The organism is Nitrosopumilus adriaticus, from assembly GCF_000956175.1.
Taxonomy (GTDB): domain Archaea; phylum Thermoproteota; class Nitrososphaeria; order Nitrososphaerales; family Nitrosopumilaceae; genus Nitrosopumilus; species Nitrosopumilus adriaticus.
Genome location: NZ_CP011070.1, coordinates 138,097 through 162,936 on the forward strand (window position 1 = coordinate 138,097; position 24,840 = coordinate 162,936).

Genomic DNA, 24,840 nt, shown 5'->3' on the forward strand with positions numbered 1-24,840 from the left:
AAATTTATGGTGAGGGCGATAATAAAGTCAAAGCACTAGATAATGTTTCATTTTCAATAGAACAAGGAGAAATTGTCCTCATTGTTGGAAGTTCTGGATCAGGTAAATCTACACTGCTTAACATGATTGGATTATTAGATCGTCCTACAAATGGAAAAATTTTCATTGATGGAGTTGATACTACAACACTTGATGACAACAACATTTCATCATTTAGAAATAAAAAATTGGGATTTATTTTTCAATTTTCAAATTTGTTAACTGATCTTTCTGTCTTAGAAAATATTTTACTGCCAAGACAAATTGCAGGAACAAATCACACCGCAGAAAATGATGCAAGAGATTTACTAAAAGCAGTAGGATTAGAAGATCAAACTAATAAACGGGCAAATAAAATTTCTGGTGGACAAGCTCAAAGAGTAGCAATAGCCAGAGGATTAATCAACAAACCTTCAATAGTTTTAGCTGATGAACCAACTGGCAATCTTGACTCTGTCACTTCAGAAACTATTGTTCAATTAATGAAATCAATGGCAAAAAAACTCAATCAAACATTCATTATAGTTACTCACGACAGACAACATTTTGGTGATGTTGACAAGGTAATTACTATCAAAGATGGTAGAGCATTTGAAGGTGATCAACCATCAGAAATGAAGGTTATTGCATAATGATTCCAAAAATATTGTTTATCTTATTTGTAATCGGATTGATGCCATTTGTTTTTGAAAACTCTTTTGCTCAAATAAAATCCGGAGGATTTGGTGATTCTCCATTTGAGCGAGACTATGGTGATGTCAAATTTTTAGATGCTTATTTTGGTACAATTAACGAAAAAATCGAAATTGATGGAGGTGACAGTAATGTGCCATTTACAGTAGTGTTTGCAAATGTCGGGACACAAGATATTACAGGCATTCGTGGGCAATTATCACTACCATTAGGATTCTCAGCATCTGATGGTCCAGGCTCAATTATTTTTGCTGACAGTGATTCTAATTCTTTAGCTGGCGAAAACTTTCATCTTACATTTTTTGTAAATATTGATAAAAATGTAAAAATTCAGCAGTACCCTGGAACTGCTAAAGTTGATTACTCTAGATTACGTGAGTCGGGAGTAAGAACTGCTTTTGCTGATTTTAATTTTAAAATCACAGGTGATAGTGTAATCAATGTTAAGGCACAAGAACCATTTCTTACTTCTCTAAAAACTAACAATGTTTCAATTGAAATTTCTAATGATGGAAGCGCTCCAATCTCTGGTGTTGATATTGTTGCAACTAATACACAAACTGAGCTTGCATCAACATCATCATCTACTACAAATGTAGAAAACGTAGTTATTCTTGAATCAAACTGGGATGTTGGACAAATTAATCCAAAGACCTCAAAATATCTTACTGCAACTGTGTATGTTCCTGAGGGACTAAAAGGCGATACCTTAAGAATTCCTTTGTCAATTTCATACTATAATCCACATGGGGATTTAAAACAGATCTCAAAAATTGTTGATTTTTACATTAAAGGATTAATTGATCTTACAGTTTTCAATGTAGAAGTAATTGAATTATCTGGAACCCAAATGGTAGTTGGAGAAATAATTAATGAAGGAAATCAGGATGGACTGTTTGGATTTGTAACTGTTGAACCTCGTGGTGATTCAAATATAGTTTCTAATACTCAATTTATTGATGAAATTGAGGTTGATGCACCTGTCCCATTTAATGTTCCAATAGAATTTGATGGTGAACCAAAATATGGTGAACATGACATTACAATTACTGTAAGATACAAAGACAGTACAAGAGATGAGATCTTTCTAACACATGATGCAACCATCTTTGTAAAAGAACCAACAAATGATGAAGATGGTCCTGACTTTACAATGATAATTATTCCAATCGCTTTAGTAATTGGTGCTGGAATCTATGTGATTCGTAGGCGTAAAAAGGCCAAAATTGAGGCTAGTTAGAGATTAATTTTTAATTATACTGGGAGAATTAAGGTCAGTTCAAAATGAGATTAAGTATTGCTGTTTTAATTGCAGCTGTTGCAATAGGTAGTATCGTAATTCTTGTAGGTTTGACAAACCAGGAATATGTTGAAATCTCTGATCAATATAAGAAATTAGAAAATTACAAAATCGAATTGGAAAAAATTAATCAAAACAATCAACAAATTCTAGAAGATTTAGAAAAACAGATTAAAAGTTCCGATGATTCTTCTCTAGATCAGATTCGTAAAGAAATTGATGTAGCAAAGCGTGTAATTGAAGAAAATAAAGCAGAACTTGAAAGAGTTATTGAAAGATTGTCTCAAATAGAGCCTACAACCTAAAATATTGATTCCATTTTTGGGAAATATACATCATAATTATATCAAATCTAAAGAAAACTCATTTGGGTATGGCAAGGGGCATTTTTCTATTTCTAGTAGGTAGTGTGGTTGGATTTATCACAACACCTCTTCTTTGATTAATAATGAAATTTTCTTAATTCATATAGTTACAAAGAATATTTTTCTTAATGGAGACTCATCAAAAATTATCAATAATTGGGGCCGTTTTACTTGTAATTACTTTTTTAATAAATAATTATCATCAAGAAGTTCATCCTGATGAAGTGCTAAACTATGCATATGTTACAGGCATTGCGATGTTAGTATTTTTCTCAATTAGTTTTATTATGTTTACGAAAGATAGATTAAACTCTTAAGATTACATTATCAAAAATCAATAGATGGTGTAAGGTCTCTTTTCGGGAAAAAGCCTCCATCCTATCTATTTGATACAAATCAATTTAATTTGAATATAAGACCCTCGTAGAAATTATCAGTGATCCCTAAATACAATTTTACAAAATTTAATCTAACCGTCACCAAAGTACAATTCGTTTTTGGTCTTAGGTTGAAGCACTTTCAAGACCGTAAGATTATAAGCAATTACTAGATCTTGCGAATATGCCTGGGGATGAGATTGAAGTCCCAAAGGAATTGCGAGAATTCATGCTAGAAGGAGCAGAAGAGACATTCCTTGGACAAAAAAATGGTGCCAACAAACAATATCGTTATGGTAATTTACACATTAGAGAATATGATGAAAAATTTTTAGTTCATACTGATAAAATTGATCCAAGAAAAGATCCAGTAGGACACTTAATTCATGATGCACCAGAAATCTTAATCGGGTTAGCATGTGCAATTTATGGCGGCTCACAAATTACAAAAAAACTAAACACAAATTCAAAAAAGAAATCAATTACAACAGGATTGCTTTCATCAATAATTACTGGATATCTGGGATATGCAGCAACTAAAAAAATTAAAAAATATGTGGAGTAAATAATGACCGCTGCAAGAACAATCCAAGTCTTAATCAAACTTTTACCATCAATACTTGCATTACGTAAAGATCGAAAAAAATGGATTCATCATGAAGGCAATGAAATAGATTTAGAACAATTTAGAAAGAATGCACGAAAGGTACTTGCAACATTTATCTCATTAGGACCTGTCTACATAAAATTAGGACAGTGGCTTTCTTCTAGAGCAGATATTTTACCTCAGCCATATTTAGAAGAATTATCGAAACTTCAGGACAGTGTTCCATCTGCTCCATTTGATCAGGCAAAATCAATTATTGAAAAAGATCTTGGTCCAATTGAAAAGAAATTTGATCAAATAGATCCTAATTCAATTTCTGGTGCATCATTAGGGCAGGTATATCGAGGTTCAATTTCTGGTAAACAAATTGTAATTAAAGTAAAAAGACCTGGAATTGAAAAAATTGTCGCAGAAGATATCAAAGTATTAAAAAAAATTCTTCCATTAGCAATGAGATTTGTTGATCCCAATTTGCGTTATTCTGCAAAAGCTATGCTTTCTCAGTTTATTGAGACAATTCATGAAGAAATGGATTATACCAATGAATCAGCAAATCTCAAAAAAATTAAACGTGATTTAGGAGATAACAGCAAAGTTGTAGTTCCTTCAGTATATGATGACTATTCATCAAAAAATATCCTTACAATGGAATATCTTCCAGGAATCAAAATTACTAATATTGAAGCCCTAAATGAGAAGGGAATTGATAGGCAAAAACTCGTAATTGATGTACATAAGGTATTCTTTACTATGCTTCTTAAGCACTCCATATTTCACGCTGATCCTCATCCAGGAAACATTTCAGTCACTGATGATGGTAAATTGATTTTGTATGACTATGGAATGGTAGGCAGGCTAGATAATGAAACTAGATTAAGATTGATTCGACTATATCTTGCATTAGTTGAGAAAGACCCCCCTAGAACTGTAAATGCAATGAATGATCTTGGAATGCTCACTCCCGATTTTAATCGGTCAGTCATTGAAAAAGGAATAGAACTTACTGTTCGTGCAATGCATGGAAAAAAACCTGATGAAATGGAAGTGGAAAGTCTAATGGAGCTTGCAAACAAAACTATGAGTAAATTCCCTTTCATTCTTCCAAAAAATTTGGCTTTGTACATGAGAATGGCATCAATTATTGAAGGAATTTACAAAACACACAAAGTTAATTTCAGATTTGTAAAAATTGTAAGAGAAATTTTAGAAGAAGAGAGTCTAATTAAAGATGCATACATTGAAGAAATCAAACGTTCGTTTGACAGATTCGCAAAATCAATTGATGCCACAATTTCTATAGCTCCTGAGCTCAAAAAATTCCTCGATGAAAATAGATCCTTGAATCTCCTAAATGCAAAACCTAAATCAAATGTTTTACTCTCTGGAAGTATTCTTTCGGCGGCAATTTTTATTGGCTCTTCTTTTTTGTATACCACAAATGAATCAATTGGAATTACTGGAATGATTGGATCACTAATTATAATGAGTTTATTTACAATTTTTAGAAAGCGATAACTATTCTATTTTGATATCTTTTCCATGTTTTTGAACAGGGATAATGATTGTCAAAACTCCTTGTTCGTATTTTGCAGAATTGACTGACTCTTCTCCTTTTTTTAATTCAATTGGTAATCTTATTTTTTTATCAATTATGTTTGGTCTTTGATTACAAATAATGCTGTGCTTATTTTGTTCAGGAATTTCTTTGCATGCCTGAATTGACAGAATATTTGCATTAATAGATAATTTGATATCCTTTTTTTCGAATCCTGGAATATCTATTACCACTGTTAATTTATCGTCATCAAGATGCATATCTACAGGAGGTAAAACAAATTCATAAAATTCTCTTGATTTGTTTCCAATTTCCTTCATCATTTCATTTGCCATAGATTTTACTAATCCCATTTTGAGATATATGCTCAATTTTTGGTTATAAACCTTGTAATTTATCGAGTGTTTTCATAAACAATTAGGTAGAATTTTGATTAATTCTAATAAATCGTTTAGCCTTGATGGATTTAGATAATAAAAGATTGGGCCAAACTTGCCCAATCCTTGGACGACGGTAAACTTGTAAATGACTTTTGTAAGAATACCATTATTCATTTTAGAAATTTGGCTTAAAAGAAAATAGTAGAAATGCTCAGTATGATCTAAATACTATTTTTTCAAAATAAATTCAATCGGAACTGTCACCAAACAACTAATCGTTGCTGGTCTTAAGTTCCAATCTAGAAAACACCGACGGTATAAAAGACCAAAATACAATTTTCATTATGGGGAAAAGAGTTACTGTTGTTCTTGAAGATGATATCTTAAAAAAACTTCGAATCATACAGGCAAAACAAATCAAAGATTCTTCTGCGTCTGTAAGTTTTTCTAAAGTAATCAATGAAACTTTGAAAAAATCCCTCAAAAATTAAACTACTTTGTCTCTGAGCAATAAAAATAGTATCTCTTGATTATTTTTTAATAAATTCAATTTAATAAAATCCAAAAATTATTTGCTCTTTCTCTTTGCACGCAGATGTGTTCTACAACAAGGACATTGTATTCCACCATATTCTAAATATGCATCACAAGAGGTACATCTTTTTACTCCGTAACCATATCTTTTATTTTCTGATCTATATCTTTCACAAATTCCTCTACAAGCCAATTCTATGGAACCAAGAGTCCTTTGCATTTAGGGCAGCAATTTTTTGATTTTGTTAATGGGTATGTGGTATAAACACCTGCACACAAAACACAGATTTTCAGAGATGCTTGTTTGCTCATTTTCTTGTAATCTCGTTTTTTGTAAATGAAATTGAAGGCTCAAATTTTGTAATACTGATTTTAACATCTTTGATTAAACTCTGATAAAATGTTGTAATGTGTCCCGATTCTGTAAAGTCCTTTTTTTCTGTAATTAAAGAGCAGTCTTTGAGACTTTGGATTTGTTTGTATGCTGAACTGAGTGGGATTTTCATTTCTTTAGAAATTTCTAAAATTGATTTTGGCTCTTTAATTATTGAAAATAGGATGTGTCTTGATTCTAAATGAGCAAGCTCATTTAACATTTTATGAGAAATATCGTATTTTTCTATGAGTGATGGTTTGAGTTTTGTAGTCATGTGAGAATTATTGTGTAATCTATAATTTAAGAAATCTACTGATTATAAAAGTCTGGAATATGAAATTAAAACAATTTTTGATGTACCATACGTATCAAATATTTTTTTATTTTGATAGAAAACATTGGAAAATTGGTTGTTGAACCAATAATGCCAATAGAAATACTTCCTGGTCGGTCAGGATGAATAACTATAATGTACCAATTCTTCCAATGCTTTTTGAACTTGTAATGCCTTGTAAAGGAATGACAGACCAAACATTCAAGATCACTATGATTTGTTATTGTCAAATTATTATAGATGCCTAATATTATACAAAAATATTCTATAATCATAAACTATGTAATAATTTTTAGATTTTTATTTCACACCATTGTTTTAGAATAATAAATTCATCATTATGTTTAAAACAAAATTTTTAAGATATTGGTTATGAGTCAAGAAGAAACAAAACCTTGGGTACTTGTAAGCAATGTCAAAAAAGATACAACGTCTCTAGACTTGCAAATGATTGCACCACAAATCACAGCACTTGTGGATGAATGGCAATCAAAGGGAAGAATAATGTGGTCTGGTGCATTTGATAATGAACAATCATCAATGGCAGTATTTGAGGCAACAGAAAATGAAGCAAAGGAATTTTTCAAAAAATATGAGAACATTTGTTCCGGTGTATTGAATTATTACTTGCACCAATGGGATGCGATGCCAATTTTATCAGTATTGTCTCATTGATACAATCATTTTTCTAATTTCACATCTAACTACTCCCATTTTCATCCCCAAAATGATGGCTAAATCCCCATGAAATAGGATCTAATGATCATTTACACACATGAACGTAGTCTATATCTTGATAGATTTTTAATCAATTAATTTCTCTGTTTTGATAACTTATGATTATTGTAATAGAAGGTGGAGATCAGGCAGGAAAGCTAACTCAATCAACACTATTAGAGAAAGCGCTAAAAAAAAGAAAGATCAAAACTAAACTATTTCATTTTCCAGATTATAAAACACCAATAGGACAAGAAATAAGAAAATATTTGGATGGAAAAAGAAAATTTCCTCCGCAAGTAATTCATTGTCTGTTAGCAGCAAATAGATGGGAAAAACTCAATAAAATCATAGCAGCACAAGAAAAAAATTCTATTTTAATCATGAATCGCTATTATCATTCTAATTTGATTTATGGTATAGCAAATGGTTTGAAACCAAAATGGCTTGAGAAACTTGATGCAGGTCTGCCAAAAGCTGATCTAGTAATTTTGCTTGATGTATCTCAAAAAGAATCATTTCATAGGCAAAAAACCAACCGTGACAAATTTGAAAAAAATGAAGAATTCTTGCAAAAAATTTCTAAAATCTATAGAACTACCGCAAAGAAAAAAAAATGGAAAATAATAGACGCTTCAAAATCTAAACAAGAAGTACATGAAGAAATTATGAAAACATTTTCAAAGAAAATAGGATTATGAAAAAAAATTATTCAGACATAATTGATCCTATTCATGATTTTATTCGTGTATATGATCATGAATTATCAATAATTGACAATCCAATTTTTCAAAGATTAAGACGAATAAGGCAACTATCAGGTGCTCATTTGACATACCCTGCAGCTCAGCACACAAGATTTGAGCACTCATTGGGTGTAATGCATATTGCAAGTCAAGCAGGCAATGCACTAAATGAAAAAGAGATTTTGAAATCAGATGACATTGAAATTCTTAGATTATCTGGACTATTGCATGATATAGGACATGGTCCATTCTCTCATCTTTTTGAGGAAATTATTCAGGAAAGAAAAATTTCTCATGAAGATTTTGGCAAAGAAATAATTCTAAAATCTGAAATTGGTGATATCTTATCAAAAAACGGTTATGACAAAAAACTTGTCACTAAAATTGCATTTGGAGATTCTAAATTTCAATATTTAAACGAAATTGTATCAGGTGCACTTAGTGCAGACATGATGGATTATTTACTTCGGGATGGTTATTTTACTGGGGCAGAACATGCAAAAATTGATCATAAAAGAATTACACAATCCCTTGATGTACATAAAAAAAAATTAGCTCTAGAACGTTCAGCGCTATATTCCTTTGAATCTATGATGCACTCAAGATATCAAATGTTCAAGGCTGTATATTTTCATAAAACTGTAAGAGCAGCAGAAGTAATGTTGCTTGAAGCCTTAAGATTATCTGATGATGAATATGGTTTTACAACTTTTAATCTAGATGAATTTGTTAACCTTACAGATGAGTATGTCTTATCTACTCTAATTTCATCAAAATCTACAAAATTAAGACGTGCTAGACAATTTGCTCAAGACTATCAAGATCGAAAATTGCTAAAATGTGTGTTTGAGAGAATTTTGACCAGTCAAACAAATCTCAAAAAAACAAGAACTGATGAACTTAGAACTGAAATTTCTAAAAAATCCAAAGTCCAGGAAAATGAAATTTTTGTTGATAGTTCCGTAACTCCGTCAATTCCTCTTGCACCATCCAAAAATGAGTCAAAATCTATAATTCTGATTTCAAATGAGAATGGAAAATCGTCTGCTAATGTGATGCCAATTTCTAAAATTCCAGTTGTTTCTGCGATTTCAGGCTTTATGAATATCCTTAGAATTTATACTCATGACAAGAACAGAAAGAAAGTTGAAATTGCCGCAAAATCAATTCTTGGTGATCTAAAATGAAAAAAAGAATTGTAATCAAATTGTCTGGAAAGATTTTTGGCATAGATAATGCCAAAGTGCTAAAGGATTATGCAGAATTTCTAGTAAAAATTAGCAAGACTTGTCAGCCTATAGTAATTGCTGGAGGGGGAAATATTGCACGACACTATATTTCTCATGCAAGATCTTCAGGTGCTGATGAATCAACTCTTGATGAACTAGGAATCGAAATTTCAAGGCTTAATGCAAAGTTGTTGATTTATGCTCTGAAAAATAAAGCATATTCTCATCCCCCAACCACTTTACAAGAAGTCAGACATGCTGTAGATGATGGATTAATTGTAGTTGCTGGTGGCTTACATCCTGGTCAAAGTACTAATGGTACTGCAGCTTTGATTGCCGAAAAAGTACAGGCAGAGCAATTTCTCAATGCAACTGATGTTGATGGTGTATATGACAAGGATCCAAATAAATTCAAAAATGCAAAAAAATTCCGACGTATTGATCTCAAGAATTTGAAAAATATGCTTGTTCATGAGGATTCAGTTGCTGGAGGATATGATTTGATGGATATTGTAGCTCTGAAAATTATAGAGCGCTCCAAAATTAAAACAAGAATACTAAAAGCAACTCCAAAAAATATTGAAAATGCCATTAAAGGTGGAAATATAGGCACAGAAATTATTCTTAGTTCAAAATAATTACTCAGTTATCTGGTTTTGAATGGTTGGTCTTGTTTCAGACCAAATCTGAATCTCTTTTTCCGGATATTCTTCAATTCCAGTATCTCGAAGTTTTTTGTAGATTGATAATGCTTCTTCTTTTTCTACAGCCTTTGATTGAGCCTTTGTAAATCCATCCTTGTCTACGATTACTGCTACATGTCCATCTGGAGAATTGATTACTGCTGTAAATTCCTCCTCCCCTACAGGATGAAATTTTCCATCAATTTTTTTGGTAGTTAATGTTAGCATTGCAAATCCAGCTACATCAAACATCTTCATTTGTGATTTACTTGCCCTTAGTTTTCCTTGTTGAACTGCTTGAAAATACTGCATTATTTTTTTCTGTCTCCAATGGTATAATAACTATCTCAACATTTAAGATATGAAGAGGAAATAGAAAAATAATGAATCCTAAAATCTTTGTTGGTATTGCTGTTGCAGCACTTGCAGCGATATTAGGTAGCATTCTTTTAGTAGGACCCACAATGCAAGTTTCATCTTCAGAGAACTCTTCTACTAATACCCAAATCCAGCTGGTAAAACCTCTAGAAGTAGAATTAGAAGATATTTCAGTTTTAAAAATTTCAGAGCGTACTGCAACAATTGAAATTGAATTTAAAATTTCAAATCCCAATCCCCGATCTGTAATAGTTCAAACCATGGATTATCAATTATTTGAAACAGGATATTCTGAAAATGAGCAAATTTCAGGTGGTGAAATTGGTAGCAGGCCAGAGGGAATGGTAGAATTTGGTTCAAATTATTATACTCTTCTTGGAGAAAATTCTATTGTACTTAGAGATAAAATAACTCTGAAAAACACTGGCAACACTCCGGAACTATGGAAAGACTTTGAGGATGGCACAAATACGTGGAAAGTTTCTGGTACTGTCTATTACAATCTTAGCTCAATGACTAGCGGTCAAGAGAATCAACTTAATTTTGAATTTACAAAATAAACCTGTATTGTATCATAAAATTCAAAAATTATGATATTTTGTTTTTAGAGAAAAATTATTGGCAAAGTTATAAAAGCTCGTAGAGTGGTTTTTTATCAAATGGCAGAAGCAGGTATGGCCGCATTTGGCGCAGCAGCAGGAGTCGCAATTGCACTAGCAGTAGTGTGTTTCGCTCTTCGTGGTAAAGGACATCCAGAACCACTCGATTAACCAAAAGGAATTTTTCCTTTACAATATTTTTAATTTAAGTAACTAATCTTTGTCGCCCATTCCTAACATCTCAGCTAGAGATACCTGTTTGGAATTCTTCTTTTTCATGTAGCATCTTTCATAATATTGGCATTCAGAGCATTCAGTAGATGGCTCTAGGATGGGCAATTTCTGCTCTTTTAGAAGATCATTTAGAACTCTGACTCTTCTAATTATTTCCTCAAACATTTTTTTATTTCGTGTAAGAGAGAATGTTGTTTCTTTTCTATCGCCTGAAATATACACCACGATTCCATCGTCTTTGTCATATATCCACATACATGCATTAAGATACAAAACATCATTTGCTAGAGGATTTTCTAATTCAGTTGAGGCTGGTCTAAACAAAAGAATAGTGTCATCAACTACCATGTCGACTTGACCTTTCAATTTTATATCATCAACTGCAAATTCTTTAGGCTCACTTCCGTACTCAAGTTTTCTGAGTAATCCTGATAGAAGCTCATTGAATCCTCGTCTTTCAATCTCTTGAGGATCTACTCTGTCATAATAGGAACGTCTGAGACATTGAACTACCTCGTGAAGATGAATGGTTTGAATATCTTTTGAATCAATTTGAATCTCTAATTCTTTGCCTATGGATCCTACGGCACTTTGGATAATTTTTCTATAATCTCGATCTCCCATCATGATGATTGACTCTCCCTGATGTTCCCTTTTACTTTAACTAATGATCTTAGTAATGAACTTTGAAATTCTTCCTGAAAATGCCAAAATCACAAAATGAATACCAAAACCGATTACTGCGCCTATGATTAATTCTCCTGTAAAATGGTAAATTCCCAAGAAAAGTGCTAGTGGTGGAATGGCAAAAATTATGGCTAAAAGTAAACTAACCCAGATGAATCTAATTAAAACCTCAATAGATACTTCGTTTTTTTTCTTTGGAAACTTAAACATACTAAATTTCCTATTCTTCTTTTAGGATTAATTTTGACATTGTAGTTTCAGTTGGTATTTTTTGTTCAACAGCAAAAGCGATAGCTGCTAGGTTCCTAATCTCAAATGCAGTCAATTTGGTAATTCCGACTATAGTACCAAAACTAAACATCTTTGTAAAAGATCTAAGTGATGAATTGTAGATTGCCATCTCAAAAGCTCTTTCAAATTCTGCAATAGCATCTAATTCATTTTCTACTTGAGGTACCAAATCTTTGTACTTTGTAGCAGACAATTCATTAAATGAATCTCTTACAGTTGCAGCTGACATCATTCTTCCCAATAATTCTCTTACAGATGGACTATTACCAATAATTAGATCTTGGATTTGTTCTTCTTGTAATCCCCAAAATTTTCCTCTAATCACACTCAAAATATTGTAAAAATCAATATCCATTGAAATGATTTTGGTTGCTTCTTTATCAGAAGAATTTTTCATTGAACTAGCAAGGTGTTGATATAAAATTTTATCAAAATATGTATCAAAGATTTGTACATTCTTTTTTTCATTGTATAATGCTGCGGCCTTTGCAATTTCTTCACCAAACTGAACTGAATTCAAGCTTGCTACTGCCTCCTCCAAATCTTTTGCAACTAAAGCTTTGATTACAATGTCTCTCTGTTTGATTAGTTCTTCAGCATGTAGATTTACATGTGCTTCAAGCTCTTCCTGAGATTTTCCAAGAACTTTTCCTTTTAGAATTAATTTGAGATTTGATATTATGAATTTCATGTAATATGCTTCTAAAACATCTGATTTTCCTGATGTCACTGCTATGGAATAGTGAATATCTGCTAATTTGCTTCTGAGAGCAGATTCAATTTTTTGCGAAGTGTATGGTTTTTGAATATCAGCTACCGAATCTGCATAAACTGTATTTTTAATTCTGGTGACTAATTCTTCTAAATCCCTTGATTCAGCCAGTGTTTGAAAATCTGATTTTGAAAGTAATTTTCCTCTTTTACTGTATGCTTTAACAGAGGCATAGACATTCTTTGAACCGCCCATTTCGATCAATCTCAATAGGCAACTGATTTTAATGTTTGGCGATCTATTCCTAGACCAAACCCTAGGTAATTTTATCTAGAAATAATATTGCATCATTTCTCTCTTGTTTTGAGAGTTTTGAAAAAGCCAAAAGAATCTCTTTTTGAATTAGTAATGATTCATCTGAAATATTCCTTAATTTTGAGAGATCAAAAGGGAGTAATTCTTCAATTTTATTATCACAAAATGCCTTGACATATTTCTGAAAAATAGAGTATGTAAAATTGGGACTGGTCAGTAAAAGATTCGTTAAAATTTTCTCAAATTCCTTTTCAGAAGATTCGGACTTGGAAAAAAACTGTTTTAGTAATTCCTCTCTATTCTTATTTTCACTAATTGATAGTGCTATCAAAATTCCTTTTTTTGTTAAATGATAGTAAGGAATTCCTTTTTCTTGGAGTGCCTTAGGGCCTCTTTTTAGAGGCAGTCGACCGTCTTCTTCTGCAATACCCATAGGGAGTAAAATTTCATCCAGATCTCGAAATATCCCTGAATAGATATTCTTCCAAGCAATCCCATGCTTTTTTGCAATTCTTTGAGAAATTCCTGTTCGAGTTCTTTCTGCAGGGTTTACATTACTTCCAAGAATTGTGATGATCGCTCTTTGTCTATTAGCCTCCCCCGTTAAATCGTCGCCCTTTGTCTTGAAAGTGTCAAAAATTGCTAGTTTTGTGTTCGATTTAATCTTCATTTACTTCCCCTTATCATGATTTTCATATTTTATGTTAGTATCAGAATATACTAAAATATAATAATTTACTTTTTTGAAGGCTTTCGAGTCTCCAATGCTTAAATAATTTTCAATTTCGATAAATTTAATGAATTCTAGGAACTACAAGTATGCTCTATTACTTGTAGCCGCAGTATCTATCACAGCAGCAGGTGCTATGTCACAGGCATATGCACAAAGTGTTGAAGATGGTATGGACGGATATGTAAAGGGAACCAGTGGAATTTACACTGGTAACCCAAACGAATGTTGGTATGAAGAAGATGGCAGCATGTTGCCCTGTAAAATAGATACAGGTGATACAGCATGGATGCTAACTGCAACTTCATTAGTACTCTTCATGTCCCCAGGTGTCGGTTTCTTTTATGGCGGATTAGCCAGATCAAAGAACATCGTCAACGTACTTGGTATGACCTTAATCGTAATGGGTCTAATGTCAGTACAATGGGTTCTATGGGGTTACTCACTAGCATTTGGCGGAATTGATTCAGATGCAAACTTGTTTATGGGAAATCTCGATTATGTCGGATTTAACATGGTTTCACCATACGCACCATTAGGTGAAGTAGGTCCTTGTGGAGACACATGGTCAGCCGCTTACCAGATGAATGCAATGGTGGAAGGCGAGTATTGTAGTCAAGGTTGGCCAGGTACAGTACCTCACCAACTATTTGCAATGTTCCAAGCAACATTTGCAATAATTACACCAGTTCTAATCATTGGTGGATTAATTGACAGAATCAAATTCAGCGCATTAGTCATATTCGTACTCTTATGGGGAACCTTCGTTTATGATCCAATAGCACATTGGGTCTGGGGAGGCGGATACATAGGAGGAGGTTCACTAGACCTTGATCCAGACTTATCACCTTCGTATGCATTAGACTTTGCTGGTGGTACTGTAGTACACATATCTTCAGGATTCGCTGCATTGGCAGGAGCCTTAGTCCTTGGTAGACGACTTGGATATGGCAAAGTTCCAATGGAGCCACACAACATCCCAATGGTAGTCCTCGGCGCAGGAATTCTATGGTTCGGATGGTTTGGCTTCAACGCAGGAAGTGAAGTTATGGTAGACGGCATTACCGTCAGCGCATGGACTGTTACAAATACAGCAACTGGTATGGCTGCAGTCACTTGGGTGCTCATGTCTTGGGCACATACAGGAAAACCAAGTGTCGTAGGAGCTGCATCAGGAGCAGTAGCAGGATTGGTAGCAATCACACCAGCCTCTGGTTGGGTAGGTCCAATGGCTGCGATTATAATCGGTATTGCAGCTGGTACAATTTGTTATGCAGCAATTGCATTCAAGAGTGCACGCAAATGGGACGACGCATTAGATGTATGGGGAGTACACGGAATGGGTGGTCTTACAGGTGCAATTTTGACTGGTACATTGGCTAGTCCACACATTTGGGATACTGGAGACGGTATCGGTGCATGGACCGGAACTGCAGAAGGAATGGAACAGCAAGCAATCAGCATCATCGGTGCTGCAATATCAATAGGCTATGCCTTTGGTGTTACTATTGTAATCCTCAAAGTAATGGATGCCGTATGGCCTGGCGGAATCAGAGTCACTCCAAAAGAAGAGGAGATTGGTCTCGATTTGGCACAGCATGGCGAAAGAGCATACGTAAACGAATAAGAAAAACCCTTTTCTTTTCTTCTTTTTATTATCCAATCCAAATCAATTTAGATTTGATCATTTTACCCAAATCATGTTAATCTCTACAACTGATCTTAATTCGATTCTTGATGATCCAAATCTCATCATAGCTGACACTCGTTCTTTCAAGGAATATTCAGAAGGTCATATTCCGGGAGCAGTTCATTTGGATTTATTTGCATTTCATTGGATTGATACTACAAAACAAGGAATAGAAAATTTTAACAATCAAACTCAAAACCTTCTTTCATTTCTTGGAGTTACTCGAGAAAAAAAAGTCATTTTTTATGATTCTATTTCTGGAATGCTTGCAGCAAGAGGAGTTTGGATGCTGATGTATTTTTCTCATGAAAACACATCCATGTTAGATGGGGGGATAACAAAATGGAAAAAAGAAAATCTCCCACTTGAAACAAAACCTAATGGTTTCAAACCATCTGACTTTTCAGGAAAAATTAATCCAGAAATAATTTCAGGATTTGAGCACATCAGAGACAATCTTGATAAAATAAAAATTCTTGATTCCCGCTCAACTGGCGAATATGATGGAAGTATTATGCGAGCTGCTCAATCAGGACATATTCCAAATGCAATCAATATTGATTGGAATCAAAATATCAATGATGATGGGACTTTCAAAAATGATGAACAATTATCCAAAATGTATGATTTTCCAAAAGACACTGAAATTGTTACTTATTGTCAAGGCGCATATAGGGCTGCCAATTCCTTTCTGGCTTTGAAGAAACTAGGTTTTCAAAATGTCAAAGTCTATCTTGGCTCTTGGGGAGAATGGGGAAATAAACTTGAACTACCAGTTGAAAAATAACTCTCTACTTAACTAGAAATCGTATGAATTGAATGTCTCAAAATTTTACATATACATAATCCAAAAATCTAATTTGAAGAAAAGACATGAAAAAAATTCTCTATGTGGTGATTCCAGTTATTGTATTTTCAATAATATTTGTAAATGCATTTTTTGGTCACTTAATTTTCTTATCAGAAACCCAGCAGGTTATGAACAAATATTCTGTATATGTTCATCTGCTATCCGATTGGCAAAGTGATTCAAAGAATATTGTTTTTGAGGTATCAAACTCTTGGCACAAATCAGACAAAAGAAATGATGTAAATCATGTGTTTGATGCAGAATCCAAAGAATACAATACAAATCAACTTCAAGAAATCAACGGTAAATCTTTTGTTGAATTAAAACATGAATTTAGTGAATGTCAAGAAGAATGGCAACCCATGCTCTATAGAAAAGCAGTGGATACTGTTAGACATGAAATTGAATATGTGCAAGGAAAACAGCTAAGTACAGATCCTGATATCTCGGTATATCCAAATATTGAAAATAGAAATTATGACAATTTAGAACAACAATCAAAAATTAAAAATGGCTATGCACAATTTTTCCCTATTTGCACATCTAAAGAAACTACATCATATGATTATAGTGTAAAAACAGACAACAAAGATTTGGGCTTTGATGTGTATTTTGTTTCATCATCTACACAACGTGAAAACTTTACTTCTTCTGAGTTTGACTATTACATCGATTCAGGCTGCTTTGGACAAAACAAACAAAGCTATAGCGGCTCATGCAAAAATATCCAAAAAGATAGTGGATTATTAATTATATTCCCTGATGAACTCAAACCATGGATTACAAAAGTTACAGTAAATCTTTATGAAGTCAACTAGGTGATTTTTTAATTTATTTTCTTTTCCAGATAAATTGATTGTAAATTAATTCTGGTCTGATCTGTCTGAATGGCTCAGAACCTCCAACATACCATTTTGTAAAGAATTCGTACAGGTGCAATCTGAGTGACTGAATATACACAATTAATCCTTCAATCATCATAATTCCCAAGTTACCTCCAATAATCATTGCCATTGCTGCACCTGAACTTGCACCACCTAAGGATGCAAATGCATTATTTACTGTCAGCAGTAAAGCGGCATGTACCAGTAGCATAATTCCAAGTCGTGCATAACTAATTGTATGTGCTAAACTTTCAACTGTTTTTCCTAAGAGTACTTCCATTATCACACTTGCAGGATCTGCCCCGTCTTCTGGATGCTTCTTTGCATGCATTACTCCGCCAACCATCATCATTACCATTGATGCGATAACAATTACAACTGCGATTCTTGTCACAACCCAAACCTGTGCCCAATCACCAAGAAATACTGTTACCCAAGGGACTGCTTCTGTGTGCACTTTGGAATACATGTTCATTACATCATATTGTGATCCAATTGCACACATCATAATGACTACAATTCCTCCATAGAGTGTGATGTTTGGAATTGCTTCAGTAAATGCTACTAATTTATGACCTTCTTTAATTGATCTGATTACTCTCAAAACCATTGCCCAAACTAAATGAACGATTCCGATGAATAATGAAACTTTGAGAATATTGATTACTTGTTCAAATGTTAACTCTGCAACACTAAGAATACCTACTATCCAACTAAGTGGATATAAAATTCCCCCCTCTTTTAATAAATCTCCTATAGGACTGAATACTTGAATATGATAACCAAACACCTCTCCTGCACCTATTCCGGCAATTGCAGATGCAGCACCAGAGATTGCAATTAGCATACCCCATCTTGATACCTCTCCTTGTCCCTTTAACTTGAACAATAATCCTAATGCCATTAGCAATAACCCGTGACCAGTATCTGCAAACATAATTCCATAGAAAATTGGCCACATTAGGGCAATCATTGGGGTAGGATCTGGCTCCCCTGCCTTTGGAATGCCTTGACTTTTTGTAATAACTTCAAAAGTTTTAACGAATTTTTTATTATCAAATAGTGTGGGGATCTCTTCTTTTAATTTAGGATCTGTAATGTCTTCTACTATAGACATCCATTGCTTTGTTGACTTTGTAAACTCCGCTTCCATTTTTTGTGGGATGAATCCTTGAATTACTGCAAAGTTTTTAGTTCCACCTGGTTTTCTCAAAGTCTCAAGAACATCTTTTGCAACCAGTGCTTTTTCATGTAATGATAGAATGTCCCTTCTTGATTTCTTTGCAATTTTTCCCAATTCTTTTTTAATTGATGAAAGTTTTTCTGTTAGTTCCTTTACTTTTGATTCTGCAAGATTATATGCCTCACTGGGAATCTGTGGAAATCCTTCTGGAATTTTAAATGTAGTAGAGTTGAAACTTCTTAAAACTTTTAGAACTTTATCGTAATCTTGATTATCTGAGATAACTAAAATTGCAGATTTTTCTTTATTTTCTAAATCATACTTGTAAATTGTAACACCTTCAAGGGAACGACTAATCTCATCAAAATCTGCAGAATTTATGACAAACAAGTTAGTGAAAAAGTATTTCATCAAACCAAATCCGGAAAGATCAATGTTCATCTTTCTGATAATTTCTAAAGTATCTTTGAGTGCATTATATTCCTCAATGGAGCGTCGAGTGCTTGCAGCATCTTCTAATAATTTGGCAGGTTTTTCAATAACTGAAGGAGCCTCTTTTTTTATCTGCTCTATCATCTCTTCAATTTCATCAATCTCAAAATCTTTTTTCTTGATTACAGTGCCTTTGAATAATATCTCCATAATTCCCACAGTCAGCGGAATTCCCATGTTTTTTACCACATCATCAATTGATTGAAAAATCTGCTGTGCTTTTAGTAACAAATCGTCAATTTCAGGAGTTACCAAATCACTAGGAGAATCAATTTTGTGATACCATTCAAACTCGGTTAATCTTGAAATTGCTTTTGGGGATTCATTTCTCGGTAAAATTATAGTTCCAAGTTTTAGATCGGCTGTTCCCAAGACAAAATTTGGGTACTTTCATTGAGTTTAATATCTTTCTGATTTGCTTCCCAAACATTAAAATCCATTATGGGTAAACTGCATCCATTGACGTCTAATTTTGCATTAGAAACTACTATTGACAAAATTCTCACTAATACTGAAAAAGATATACTTTCTAACATTAAATCATCTCTGGCTGAATCCCAACAAAAATTAGAAGATTCACTCCCAAAATTAGAGACAGAATATGACAAAATTATTTCAGATGGCAAAAAAGAGGCAGATAAGATAGAAAAACAGATCCTTGGAAGTGCCGATATTGAGGTCAGAAATAAACAACTTTTAGCACTTGAAGAGGCAGTAGATAGAGTCTTTGGTAAAGCCCTTGAGCAAATTACAAATGCAGATAGAAGTGGTGATTACTCTAATTTGATCAAGTCTCTAATTGAGGAATCTACTCAAATATTGGGTACTTCTGAAGTTATGGTTTTCACAAACGCTAAGGACAAGGATATAGTACAATCAACATTATCTCAATTCCCAGGATCTCAATTATCTCCTGATGTAATAGATTGTATTGGCGGAATAATAGTAAAATCAAAAGATGGTGCTATGACATTTGATAGCACAATTGATGCTAGAATTGATCGTTTGAAGCCTTTAATAAGGAAAGATGTCGCAGCGAAGTTCGGAGTAGGAAATTAGATGGCAGCTCAAGGTAGAATTGTATGGGTAAGTGGTCCTGCTGTAAGAGCAGATGGTATGTCTGATGCAAAAATGTATGAGACTGTTACTGTTGGTAATTCAAAATTAGTAGGCGAAGTAATTCGTTTAACTGGTGATGTTGCATTTATTCAAGTTTATGAGTCAACAAGTGGATTAAAACCAGGTGAACCTGTAATTGGTACTGGAAACCCACTTAGTGTATTATTAGGTCCGGGAATTATTGGACAACTCTATGATGGAATTCAAAGACCTCTAAGAGAATTATCAAAAGCTTCTGGTTCCTTCATCGGAAGAGGTATTACAACTACTCCAGTAGACATGACCAAAAAATATCACTTTGTTCCAACTGTATCTAATGGCGATGTAGTTCATCCAGGATTTATCATCGGCACTGTTCAGGAAACTGATCTTATTGAACACTCTATCATGGTTCCTCCAGATCATCCAGGTGGTGTTATCTCAAATTTAGTATCTGAAGGAGATTATGATTTAGAAACCGTTTTGGCATCTACTGAGAAAGACGGTGAATCCATTCAACTCAAAATGTATCACAAATGGCCAGTACGAAAACCACGTCCTTACAATAAGAGATATGATCCTACTGTTCCATTACTTACCGGTCAACGAGTAATTGATACATTCTTCCCAATCGCAAAAGGAGGAACTGGTTCAATCCCTGGAGCATTTGGAACTGGAAAGACAGTTACATTGCATCAGATTGCAAAATGGGCAGATTCTCAAGTTGTAGTCTACATTGGTTGCGGTGAAAGAGGAAACGAAATGACCGAAGTATTAGTTGAATTTCCACATCTTAAAGATCCACGTAGTGGAAAACCACTTATGGATAGAACCGTTCTTGTTGCAAATACTAGTAACATGCCAGTAGCAGCAAGAGAGGCTAGTATCTACACTGGTGTAACAATTGCCGAATATTATAGAGATATGGGAAAAGACGTTGTACTTGTAGCAGATTCAACAAGTAGATGGGCCGAAGCACTCAGAGAAATGAGTGGTAGATTAGAAGAGATGCCTGCAGAAGAAGGTTATCCATCATATCTTGCATCAAGGTTAGCAGAATTTTATGAAAGAGCAGGTCGTGTTCAAGCTTCTGGAAGTCCAGAACGTGATGGTTCAGTTACTTTGATTGGTGCAGTATCACCATCTGGTGGTGACTTTACAGAACCAGTTACAACTCACACAATGAGATTTATCAAAACTTTCTGGGCTTTGGATGCAAAACTTGCATACTCTAGACACTACCCATCAATTAACTGGATGAACAGCTATTCTGGTTATCTTGCAGATATTGCTAAGTGGTGGAGTAAGAACATCAGTGAGGATTGGTTTAAGATTAGAAGTGAAACTTATGGTATCTTACAAAGAGAAGACACGCTAAAAGAAATTGTCAGACTCTTAGGACCTGAAGCACTACCTGATGAAGAAAAATTAATTCTTGAAGTTGCAAGAATGGTAAAGATTGCTTTGTTACAACAAAACTCATTTGATGATGTTGATACTTATTGTAGTCCTGAAAAACAATTCAAATTAATGAAATTACTAGTAGACTTTTACAACAAAGGACAGCAAGCACTCAAAGAAGGAGCAGCACTATCTGACATACGCGAACTTGGTGTAGTTTCAAGTATACTCAAAGCAAGAATGGATATCAAAGATGATGAGATGCCAAAACTTGATCAATTAGATAAAGATATGCAAGAACAATTCAAATCAATTACAGGAGTTAAAGTTTCAAATTGACAACAGAAGGCGGAGTCCAATACAGCAAGATTGCAGAAATCAAAGGTCCGCTAGTTGTAGTTGACGATGTTGAAAATGCAGCATTTGATGAACTAGTTGAAATTGAAACTTCTGATGGTGAGAGACGATTAGGAAAAGTTCTCGAAGTAGGAAACGGTAAAGCCATTGTCCAGGTCTTTGAGGGAACAACAGGATTATCAATTTCTGGAACTAATGCAAAATTTGTAGGTAAGGTCATGGAAATGCCAGTATCAAAAGAGGTACTAGGTAGAGTATTTGATGGATTAGGTAGACCAAAAGATGGACTACCAGATCCAATCGCTGATCAATTTATTGACATTAATGGTGAACCAATGAATCCAGAACAACGTGAATATCCAAAAGATTTCATCCAAACTGGTGTATCTGTAATCGATGGATTGATGACTCTGGTTAGAGGACAAAAACTTCCAATCTTTTCAGGTTCTGGAATGTCTCACAATCTTTTGGCAGCACAAATCGCAAGACAAGCAAGTGTTGTTGGTACAAGTGATGACTTTGCCGTAGTCTTTGCAGCAATTGGTGTGCAGTACAGTGAGGCAGAATATTTTAGACGAAGTCTTGAAGAATCTGGTGCATTAAAGAGAAGTGTTCTATTTCTAAATACAGCAGATGATCCTGCAATTGAGAGAATCATTACTCCTCGTGTAGCATTAACTGTCGCTGAATATTTGGCATTTGAATTGGGAATGCACGTTTTAGTTGTAATTACAGATATGACAAACTATGCAGAAGCACTAAGAGAGATTAGTGCAGCAAGAGAGGAAGTTCCTGGAAGAAAAGGATATCCTGGTTATCTTTACACTGACCTTTCAACACTTTATGAAAGAGCAGGAAAACTTAATGGCAAAAAAGGAAGTGTTACACAAGTTCCAATTTTATCAATGCCATCTGATGATATCACTCATCCAATTCCTGACCTTACAGGTTACATTACTGAAGGACAAATAGTAGTTGGTAGAGATTTGTTCAGACAAGGAGTTTATCCACCAATCAATATTTTGATGAGTCTTAGTAGACTGATGAAAGACGGTATTGGTGAAGGAAGTACAAGAGCTGATCACAGTGAAGTTGCTAACCAAGTTTATGATGCATATTCAAGAGCACAAGAAGTTAGAGCATTAGCTGGAATTGTAGGTAAAGCAGGACTAACTGAAATTGATCTGAAATACATGGATGTAGGTGATACTTTTGAAAAAGAATTCCTTACACAAGCAACTGATGAGAACAGAACCATCGAAGAAACGCTTACTCTAATGTGGAAGATTGTGTCAAAATTACCAAAGAATGAGATTACTAAAATCAAAGATAAATTCGTAGATCAATATTACAAGGAAGAGTAACTAAATGTCATTTGGACAAAACGTTGCAGCAACAAAAATTGAGCTTTTCAAATACAAAAAATCAACTCAAATTGCTGCGATGGTTCAGCAAATTTTAGATGATAAACGTAAAGTTCTCTTAAAAAATATTGAAGAGATGATTCAAGAAGCATCAAAAGCTAGAGGTGGAATCTGGGATCCATTACAAGATATTTACAAATCAGTTAACGAAGCATATCTTGCACTAGGCACAAACACTGTTGACTCTGTTGCAGAATCAACTCCACCAGTAATGGAGGTAGAACTTCACGTTAGAAGAGTAGTTGATGTAAAAATTCCTGCACTTACAGTTACTGAAAAAGATACAAAATCAATGCCCTATGGATTTGCAGATACAAATTCCTCAATTGATAGAGCTTCAAAACAAATCAAAGAGTTAATGCCAAAAATTTGCAAAGCTGCAGAATATGAAAATTCCATTTTTAGTCTTGCAAAGGCATTAGAAAAGACTCAAAAATTGCTAAATGCTCTTGAAAATGTCATTATTCCACAATACAAAGAAAATATTCGATTTATTCTATCTACTCTTGAGGAAAGAGAAAGAGAAGAATTCGCAAAGTTAAAAAAAGTGAAAGAAAAGATGGAAAGTGGAAAATAATGGGAAAAGAAGAAATTAAAAAATTACTTGAGAATTCAAAAAAGGAATTAGATGCAGATTTTGATAAATTTGAGACATCTGTCAAAGATGAATTGAACTCTTTCAAAAAGAAAGCACTAGATCGAATTTGAGACAAATATCTCATCATGATTTAAATATGGACCTAAAGGAGCCACAACATAAATGAAAACTTTCGTCATGTTACTTTTGGCAGCATCAGCAATTTCAATTCTAGGTTCAACTGGGGTTGCATTTGCAGCAGAAGATGGTGCATCTAGTGGCGACTCTATGAAAATCCTTGGTGCTGGTCTTGCATTTGGTTTGGCAGCACTTGGAGCAGGATTGGGTCTTGGTCAAGTAGGTGCAGCAGGTCTTGCAGTCATTAGTGAGAACCCAGCTTTACAATCTAAGGTGTTCATCTTCGTAGGTATGGTAGAATCAATTGCTATCTACGGTATAGTTATGATGTTTATCATCTTAGGACAATAGTCCTACAACATCTTTTTCAAATTTTTAAATTTTTTAATTAATTATATTTTAGCTTATTAACATCTAGAACTCTGGCACAATATCTGCATTTGAGCACTCTTCCTTCTTTGTCAATTACATCCATTATCGATTCGATGTGTTCTGTACTGTTTGTAATACAATCAGGATTTGAGCAGCGAAATATTCTATCAATCTCATTTGGAAGTGATACTCTTCTCTTCTCTACAAGCTTGAAATCCTTTATCATGTTGATTGTTGCCTTTGGTGCAATAACTGCAAGCTTGTTTGTGTCATCATCTTTTAGAAACTTGTTTTCAATTTTTATGATGTCTTTTTTCTTAAATTTACCACTTGGGACATTTAGCGCTATGGTGATTAATTCGCCATCTCCCCCATCAATTCTTAATGCACTAAGAACCTGAAGGCCCTTACCTCCATCAATATGGTCAATTACAGTGCCTTCTTTGATTCGTCGAACCATAAGTTCGGACTGTTCCATCAGAATACTTTGTAT

General features: G+C 34.0%; 31 protein-coding genes. 21 read left to right on the plus strand and 10 right to left on the minus strand.

Annotation, left to right across the window (positions count from 1 at the left end):
* Window positions 1-80 precede the first annotated feature (80 nt).
* From NADRNF5_RS00795 to NADRNF5_RS00820, 6 genes are all read left to right on the plus strand, one after another.
* On the plus strand, window positions 81-671 hold the full coding sequence (locus NADRNF5_RS00795) for an ABC transporter ATP-binding protein (RefSeq protein WP_237089372.1): 591 nt from the start codon (window positions 81-83) through the stop codon (window positions 669-671).
* On the plus strand, window positions 671-1,972 hold the full coding sequence (locus NADRNF5_RS00800) for a COG1361 S-layer family protein (protein WP_048114725.1): 1,302 nt from the start codon (window positions 671-673) through the stop codon (window positions 1,970-1,972). The genes NADRNF5_RS00795 and NADRNF5_RS00800 overlap by 1 nt, the downstream gene beginning before the upstream one ends.
* A gap of 44 nt (window positions 1,973-2,016) precedes the next feature.
* Window positions 2,017-2,337 carry a hypothetical protein gene (locus tag NADRNF5_RS00805; protein ID WP_048114727.1) on the plus strand — a complete coding sequence of 107 codons (321 nt, stop codon included), beginning with the start codon at window positions 2,017-2,019 and terminating at the stop codon, window positions 2,335-2,337.
* Window positions 2,338-2,525: 188 nt separating this feature from the next.
* Window positions 2,526-2,714 carry a hypothetical protein gene (locus NADRNF5_RS00810; RefSeq protein ID WP_048114730.1) on the plus strand — a complete coding sequence of 63 codons (189 nt, stop codon included), beginning with the start codon at window positions 2,526-2,528 and terminating at the stop codon, window positions 2,712-2,714.
* A 244-nt stretch (window positions 2,715-2,958) separates the two neighbouring features.
* On the plus strand, window positions 2,959-3,339 hold the full coding sequence (locus NADRNF5_RS00815) for a hypothetical protein (RefSeq protein ID WP_048114732.1): 381 nt from the start codon (window positions 2,959-2,961) through the stop codon (window positions 3,337-3,339).
* A gap of 3 nt (window positions 3,340-3,342) precedes the next feature.
* Complete coding sequence (locus NADRNF5_RS00820) at window positions 3,343-4,896, plus strand: ABC1 kinase family protein (RefSeq protein WP_048114734.1); 1,554 nt, start codon at window positions 3,343-3,345, stop codon at window positions 4,894-4,896.
* Here NADRNF5_RS00820 and hsp14 read toward each other — a convergent pair whose 3' ends face one another.
* Complete coding sequence (hsp14, locus tag NADRNF5_RS00825) at window positions 4,897-5,289, minus strand: archaeal heat shock protein Hsp14 (protein ID WP_048118634.1); 393 nt, start codon at window positions 5,287-5,289, stop codon at window positions 4,897-4,899. It abuts the gene before it with no gap.
* Window positions 5,290-5,660: 371 nt separating this feature from the next.
* On the opposite strand from hsp14, the gene NADRNF5_RS11215 reads away from it, so the two are divergent.
* On the plus strand, window positions 5,661-5,807 hold the full coding sequence (locus NADRNF5_RS11215; RefSeq protein WP_192828335.1) for a hypothetical protein: 147 nt from the start codon (window positions 5,661-5,663) through the stop codon (window positions 5,805-5,807).
* Between the two features lie 77 nt (window positions 5,808-5,884).
* Here NADRNF5_RS11215 and NADRNF5_RS00830 read toward each other — a convergent pair whose 3' ends face one another.
* Together NADRNF5_RS00830 and NADRNF5_RS00835 are read right to left on the minus strand one after the other, a co-directional pair.
* Window positions 5,885-6,070, minus strand: a complete 186-nt coding sequence (locus NADRNF5_RS00830) for a hypothetical protein (RefSeq protein WP_048114736.1) — start codon at window positions 6,068-6,070, stop codon at window positions 5,885-5,887.
* A gap of 88 nt (window positions 6,071-6,158) precedes the next feature.
* Entirely contained in the window at window positions 6,159-6,500 is a 342-nt protein-coding gene (locus NADRNF5_RS00835; RefSeq protein ID WP_048114738.1) for a winged helix-turn-helix domain-containing protein, read from the minus strand.
* 432 nt (window positions 6,501-6,932) lie between these two features.
* Between NADRNF5_RS00835 and NADRNF5_RS00840 the strand changes: the two genes are divergently transcribed.
* The 4 genes from NADRNF5_RS00840 (at window position 6,933) to pyrH (ending at window position 9,890) form a co-directional block, all read left to right on the plus strand.
* A complete protein-coding gene (locus NADRNF5_RS00840; protein WP_048114739.1) occupies window positions 6,933-7,235 on the plus strand; it encodes a hypothetical protein in 303 nt (100 codons plus the stop codon).
* Between the two features lie 161 nt (window positions 7,236-7,396).
* Complete coding sequence (gene tmk, locus NADRNF5_RS00845; protein WP_048114740.1) at window positions 7,397-7,978, plus strand: dTMP kinase; 582 nt, start codon at window positions 7,397-7,399, stop codon at window positions 7,976-7,978.
* Window positions 7,975-9,210, plus strand: a complete 1,236-nt coding sequence (locus NADRNF5_RS00850; RefSeq protein ID WP_048114742.1) for an HD domain-containing protein — start codon at window positions 7,975-7,977, stop codon at window positions 9,208-9,210. Before tmk ends, NADRNF5_RS00850 begins: the two co-directional genes overlap by 4 nt.
* On the plus strand, window positions 9,207-9,890 hold the full coding sequence (pyrH, locus tag NADRNF5_RS00855) for a UMP kinase (protein ID WP_048114744.1): 684 nt from the start codon (window positions 9,207-9,209) through the stop codon (window positions 9,888-9,890). Before NADRNF5_RS00850 ends, pyrH begins: the two co-directional genes overlap by 4 nt.
* On the opposite strand, the gene NADRNF5_RS00860 is transcribed toward pyrH, so the two are convergent.
* On the minus strand, window positions 9,891-10,247 hold the full coding sequence (locus tag NADRNF5_RS00860; RefSeq protein WP_048114747.1) for a hypothetical protein: 357 nt from the start codon (window positions 10,245-10,247) through the stop codon (window positions 9,891-9,893).
* A 71-nt stretch (window positions 10,248-10,318) separates the two neighbouring features.
* Here NADRNF5_RS00860 and NADRNF5_RS00865 point away from each other — a divergent pair, with 71 nt between their 5' ends.
* Window positions 10,319-10,873, plus strand: coding sequence for a hypothetical protein (locus NADRNF5_RS00865; protein ID WP_048114749.1), 555 nt, complete (start codon window positions 10,319-10,321; stop codon window positions 10,871-10,873).
* 252 nt (window positions 10,874-11,125) lie between these two features.
* Here NADRNF5_RS00865 and NADRNF5_RS00870 read toward each other — a convergent pair whose 3' ends face one another.
* From NADRNF5_RS00870 to NADRNF5_RS00885, 4 genes are all read right to left on the minus strand, one after another.
* A complete protein-coding gene (locus NADRNF5_RS00870) occupies window positions 11,126-11,773 on the minus strand; it encodes a hypothetical protein (protein WP_048114751.1) in 648 nt (215 codons plus the stop codon).
* A gap of 33 nt (window positions 11,774-11,806) precedes the next feature.
* Window positions 11,807-12,043 (minus strand): hypothetical protein, encoded by a 237-nt coding sequence (locus NADRNF5_RS00875; RefSeq protein ID WP_048114752.1) that lies wholly within the window; start codon window positions 12,041-12,043, stop codon window positions 11,807-11,809.
* A gap of 10 nt (window positions 12,044-12,053) precedes the next feature.
* Complete coding sequence (locus tag NADRNF5_RS00880; RefSeq protein ID WP_048114755.1) at window positions 12,054-13,091, minus strand: V0D/AC39 family V-type ATPase subunit; 1,038 nt, start codon at window positions 13,089-13,091, stop codon at window positions 12,054-12,056.
* Between the two features lie 61 nt (window positions 13,092-13,152).
* Window positions 13,153-13,821: a hypothetical protein gene (locus tag NADRNF5_RS00885; RefSeq protein WP_048114757.1), complete on the minus strand. Its 669-nt coding sequence runs from the start codon at window positions 13,819-13,821 to the stop codon at window positions 13,153-13,155.
* Window positions 13,822-13,948: 127 nt separating this feature from the next.
* On the opposite strand from NADRNF5_RS00885, the gene NADRNF5_RS00890 reads away from it, so the two are divergent.
* The 3 genes from NADRNF5_RS00890 (at window position 13,949) to NADRNF5_RS00900 (ending at window position 17,239) form a co-directional block, all read left to right on the plus strand.
* Window positions 13,949-15,508: an ammonium transporter gene (locus NADRNF5_RS00890; RefSeq protein ID WP_048114759.1), complete on the plus strand. Its 1,560-nt coding sequence runs from the start codon at window positions 13,949-13,951 to the stop codon at window positions 15,506-15,508.
* 73 nt (window positions 15,509-15,581) lie between these two features.
* Window positions 15,582-16,358: a sulfurtransferase gene (locus NADRNF5_RS00895; protein ID WP_048114760.1), complete on the plus strand. Its 777-nt coding sequence runs from the start codon at window positions 15,582-15,584 to the stop codon at window positions 16,356-16,358.
* An 86-nt stretch (window positions 16,359-16,444) separates the two neighbouring features.
* Entirely contained in the window at window positions 16,445-17,239 is a 795-nt protein-coding gene (locus NADRNF5_RS00900) for a hypothetical protein (protein WP_048114762.1), read from the plus strand.
* Window positions 17,240-17,252: 13 nt separating this feature from the next.
* Here NADRNF5_RS00900 and NADRNF5_RS00905 read toward each other — a convergent pair whose 3' ends face one another.
* Window positions 17,253-19,352, minus strand: a complete 2,100-nt coding sequence (locus NADRNF5_RS00905; RefSeq protein WP_048114764.1) for a V-type ATP synthase subunit I — start codon at window positions 19,350-19,352, stop codon at window positions 17,253-17,255.
* Between the two features lie 69 nt (window positions 19,353-19,421).
* On the opposite strand from NADRNF5_RS00905, the gene NADRNF5_RS00910 reads away from it, so the two are divergent.
* From NADRNF5_RS00910 to NADRNF5_RS00930, 6 genes are all read left to right on the plus strand, one after another.
* The gene (locus NADRNF5_RS00910; protein ID WP_048114766.1) at window positions 19,422-20,039 is read left to right on the plus strand and encodes a V-type ATP synthase subunit E; all 618 of its coding nucleotides are present in this window, start codon (window positions 19,422-19,424) and stop codon (window positions 20,037-20,039) included.
* A complete protein-coding gene (locus NADRNF5_RS00915) occupies window positions 20,040-21,818 on the plus strand; it encodes a V-type ATP synthase subunit A (protein ID WP_048114768.1) in 1,779 nt (592 codons plus the stop codon).
* Window positions 21,815-23,200 (plus strand): V-type ATP synthase subunit B, encoded by a 1,386-nt coding sequence (locus NADRNF5_RS00920; protein WP_048114770.1) that lies wholly within the window; start codon window positions 21,815-21,817, stop codon window positions 23,198-23,200. The genes NADRNF5_RS00915 and NADRNF5_RS00920 overlap by 4 nt, the downstream gene beginning before the upstream one ends.
* A 4-nt stretch (window positions 23,201-23,204) precedes the next feature.
* The gene (locus tag NADRNF5_RS00925) at window positions 23,205-23,837 is read left to right on the plus strand and encodes a V-type ATP synthase subunit D (protein WP_048114772.1); all 633 of its coding nucleotides are present in this window, start codon (window positions 23,205-23,207) and stop codon (window positions 23,835-23,837) included.
* Window positions 23,837-23,968: a hypothetical protein gene (locus tag NADRNF5_RS11735; protein WP_257719702.1), complete on the plus strand. Its 132-nt coding sequence runs from the start codon at window positions 23,837-23,839 to the stop codon at window positions 23,966-23,968. Before NADRNF5_RS00925 ends, NADRNF5_RS11735 begins: the two co-directional genes overlap by 1 nt.
* A gap of 67 nt (window positions 23,969-24,035) precedes the next feature.
* Entirely contained in the window at window positions 24,036-24,326 is a 291-nt protein-coding gene (locus NADRNF5_RS00930; RefSeq protein ID WP_048114774.1) for an ATP synthase subunit C, read from the plus strand.
* Between the two features lie 37 nt (window positions 24,327-24,363).
* On the opposite strand, the gene pyrI is transcribed toward NADRNF5_RS00930, so the two are convergent.
* A complete protein-coding gene (gene pyrI / locus NADRNF5_RS00935; RefSeq protein ID WP_048114776.1) occupies window positions 24,364-24,825 on the minus strand; it encodes an aspartate carbamoyltransferase regulatory subunit in 462 nt (153 codons plus the stop codon).
* Window positions 24,826-24,840 lie beyond the last annotated feature (15 nt).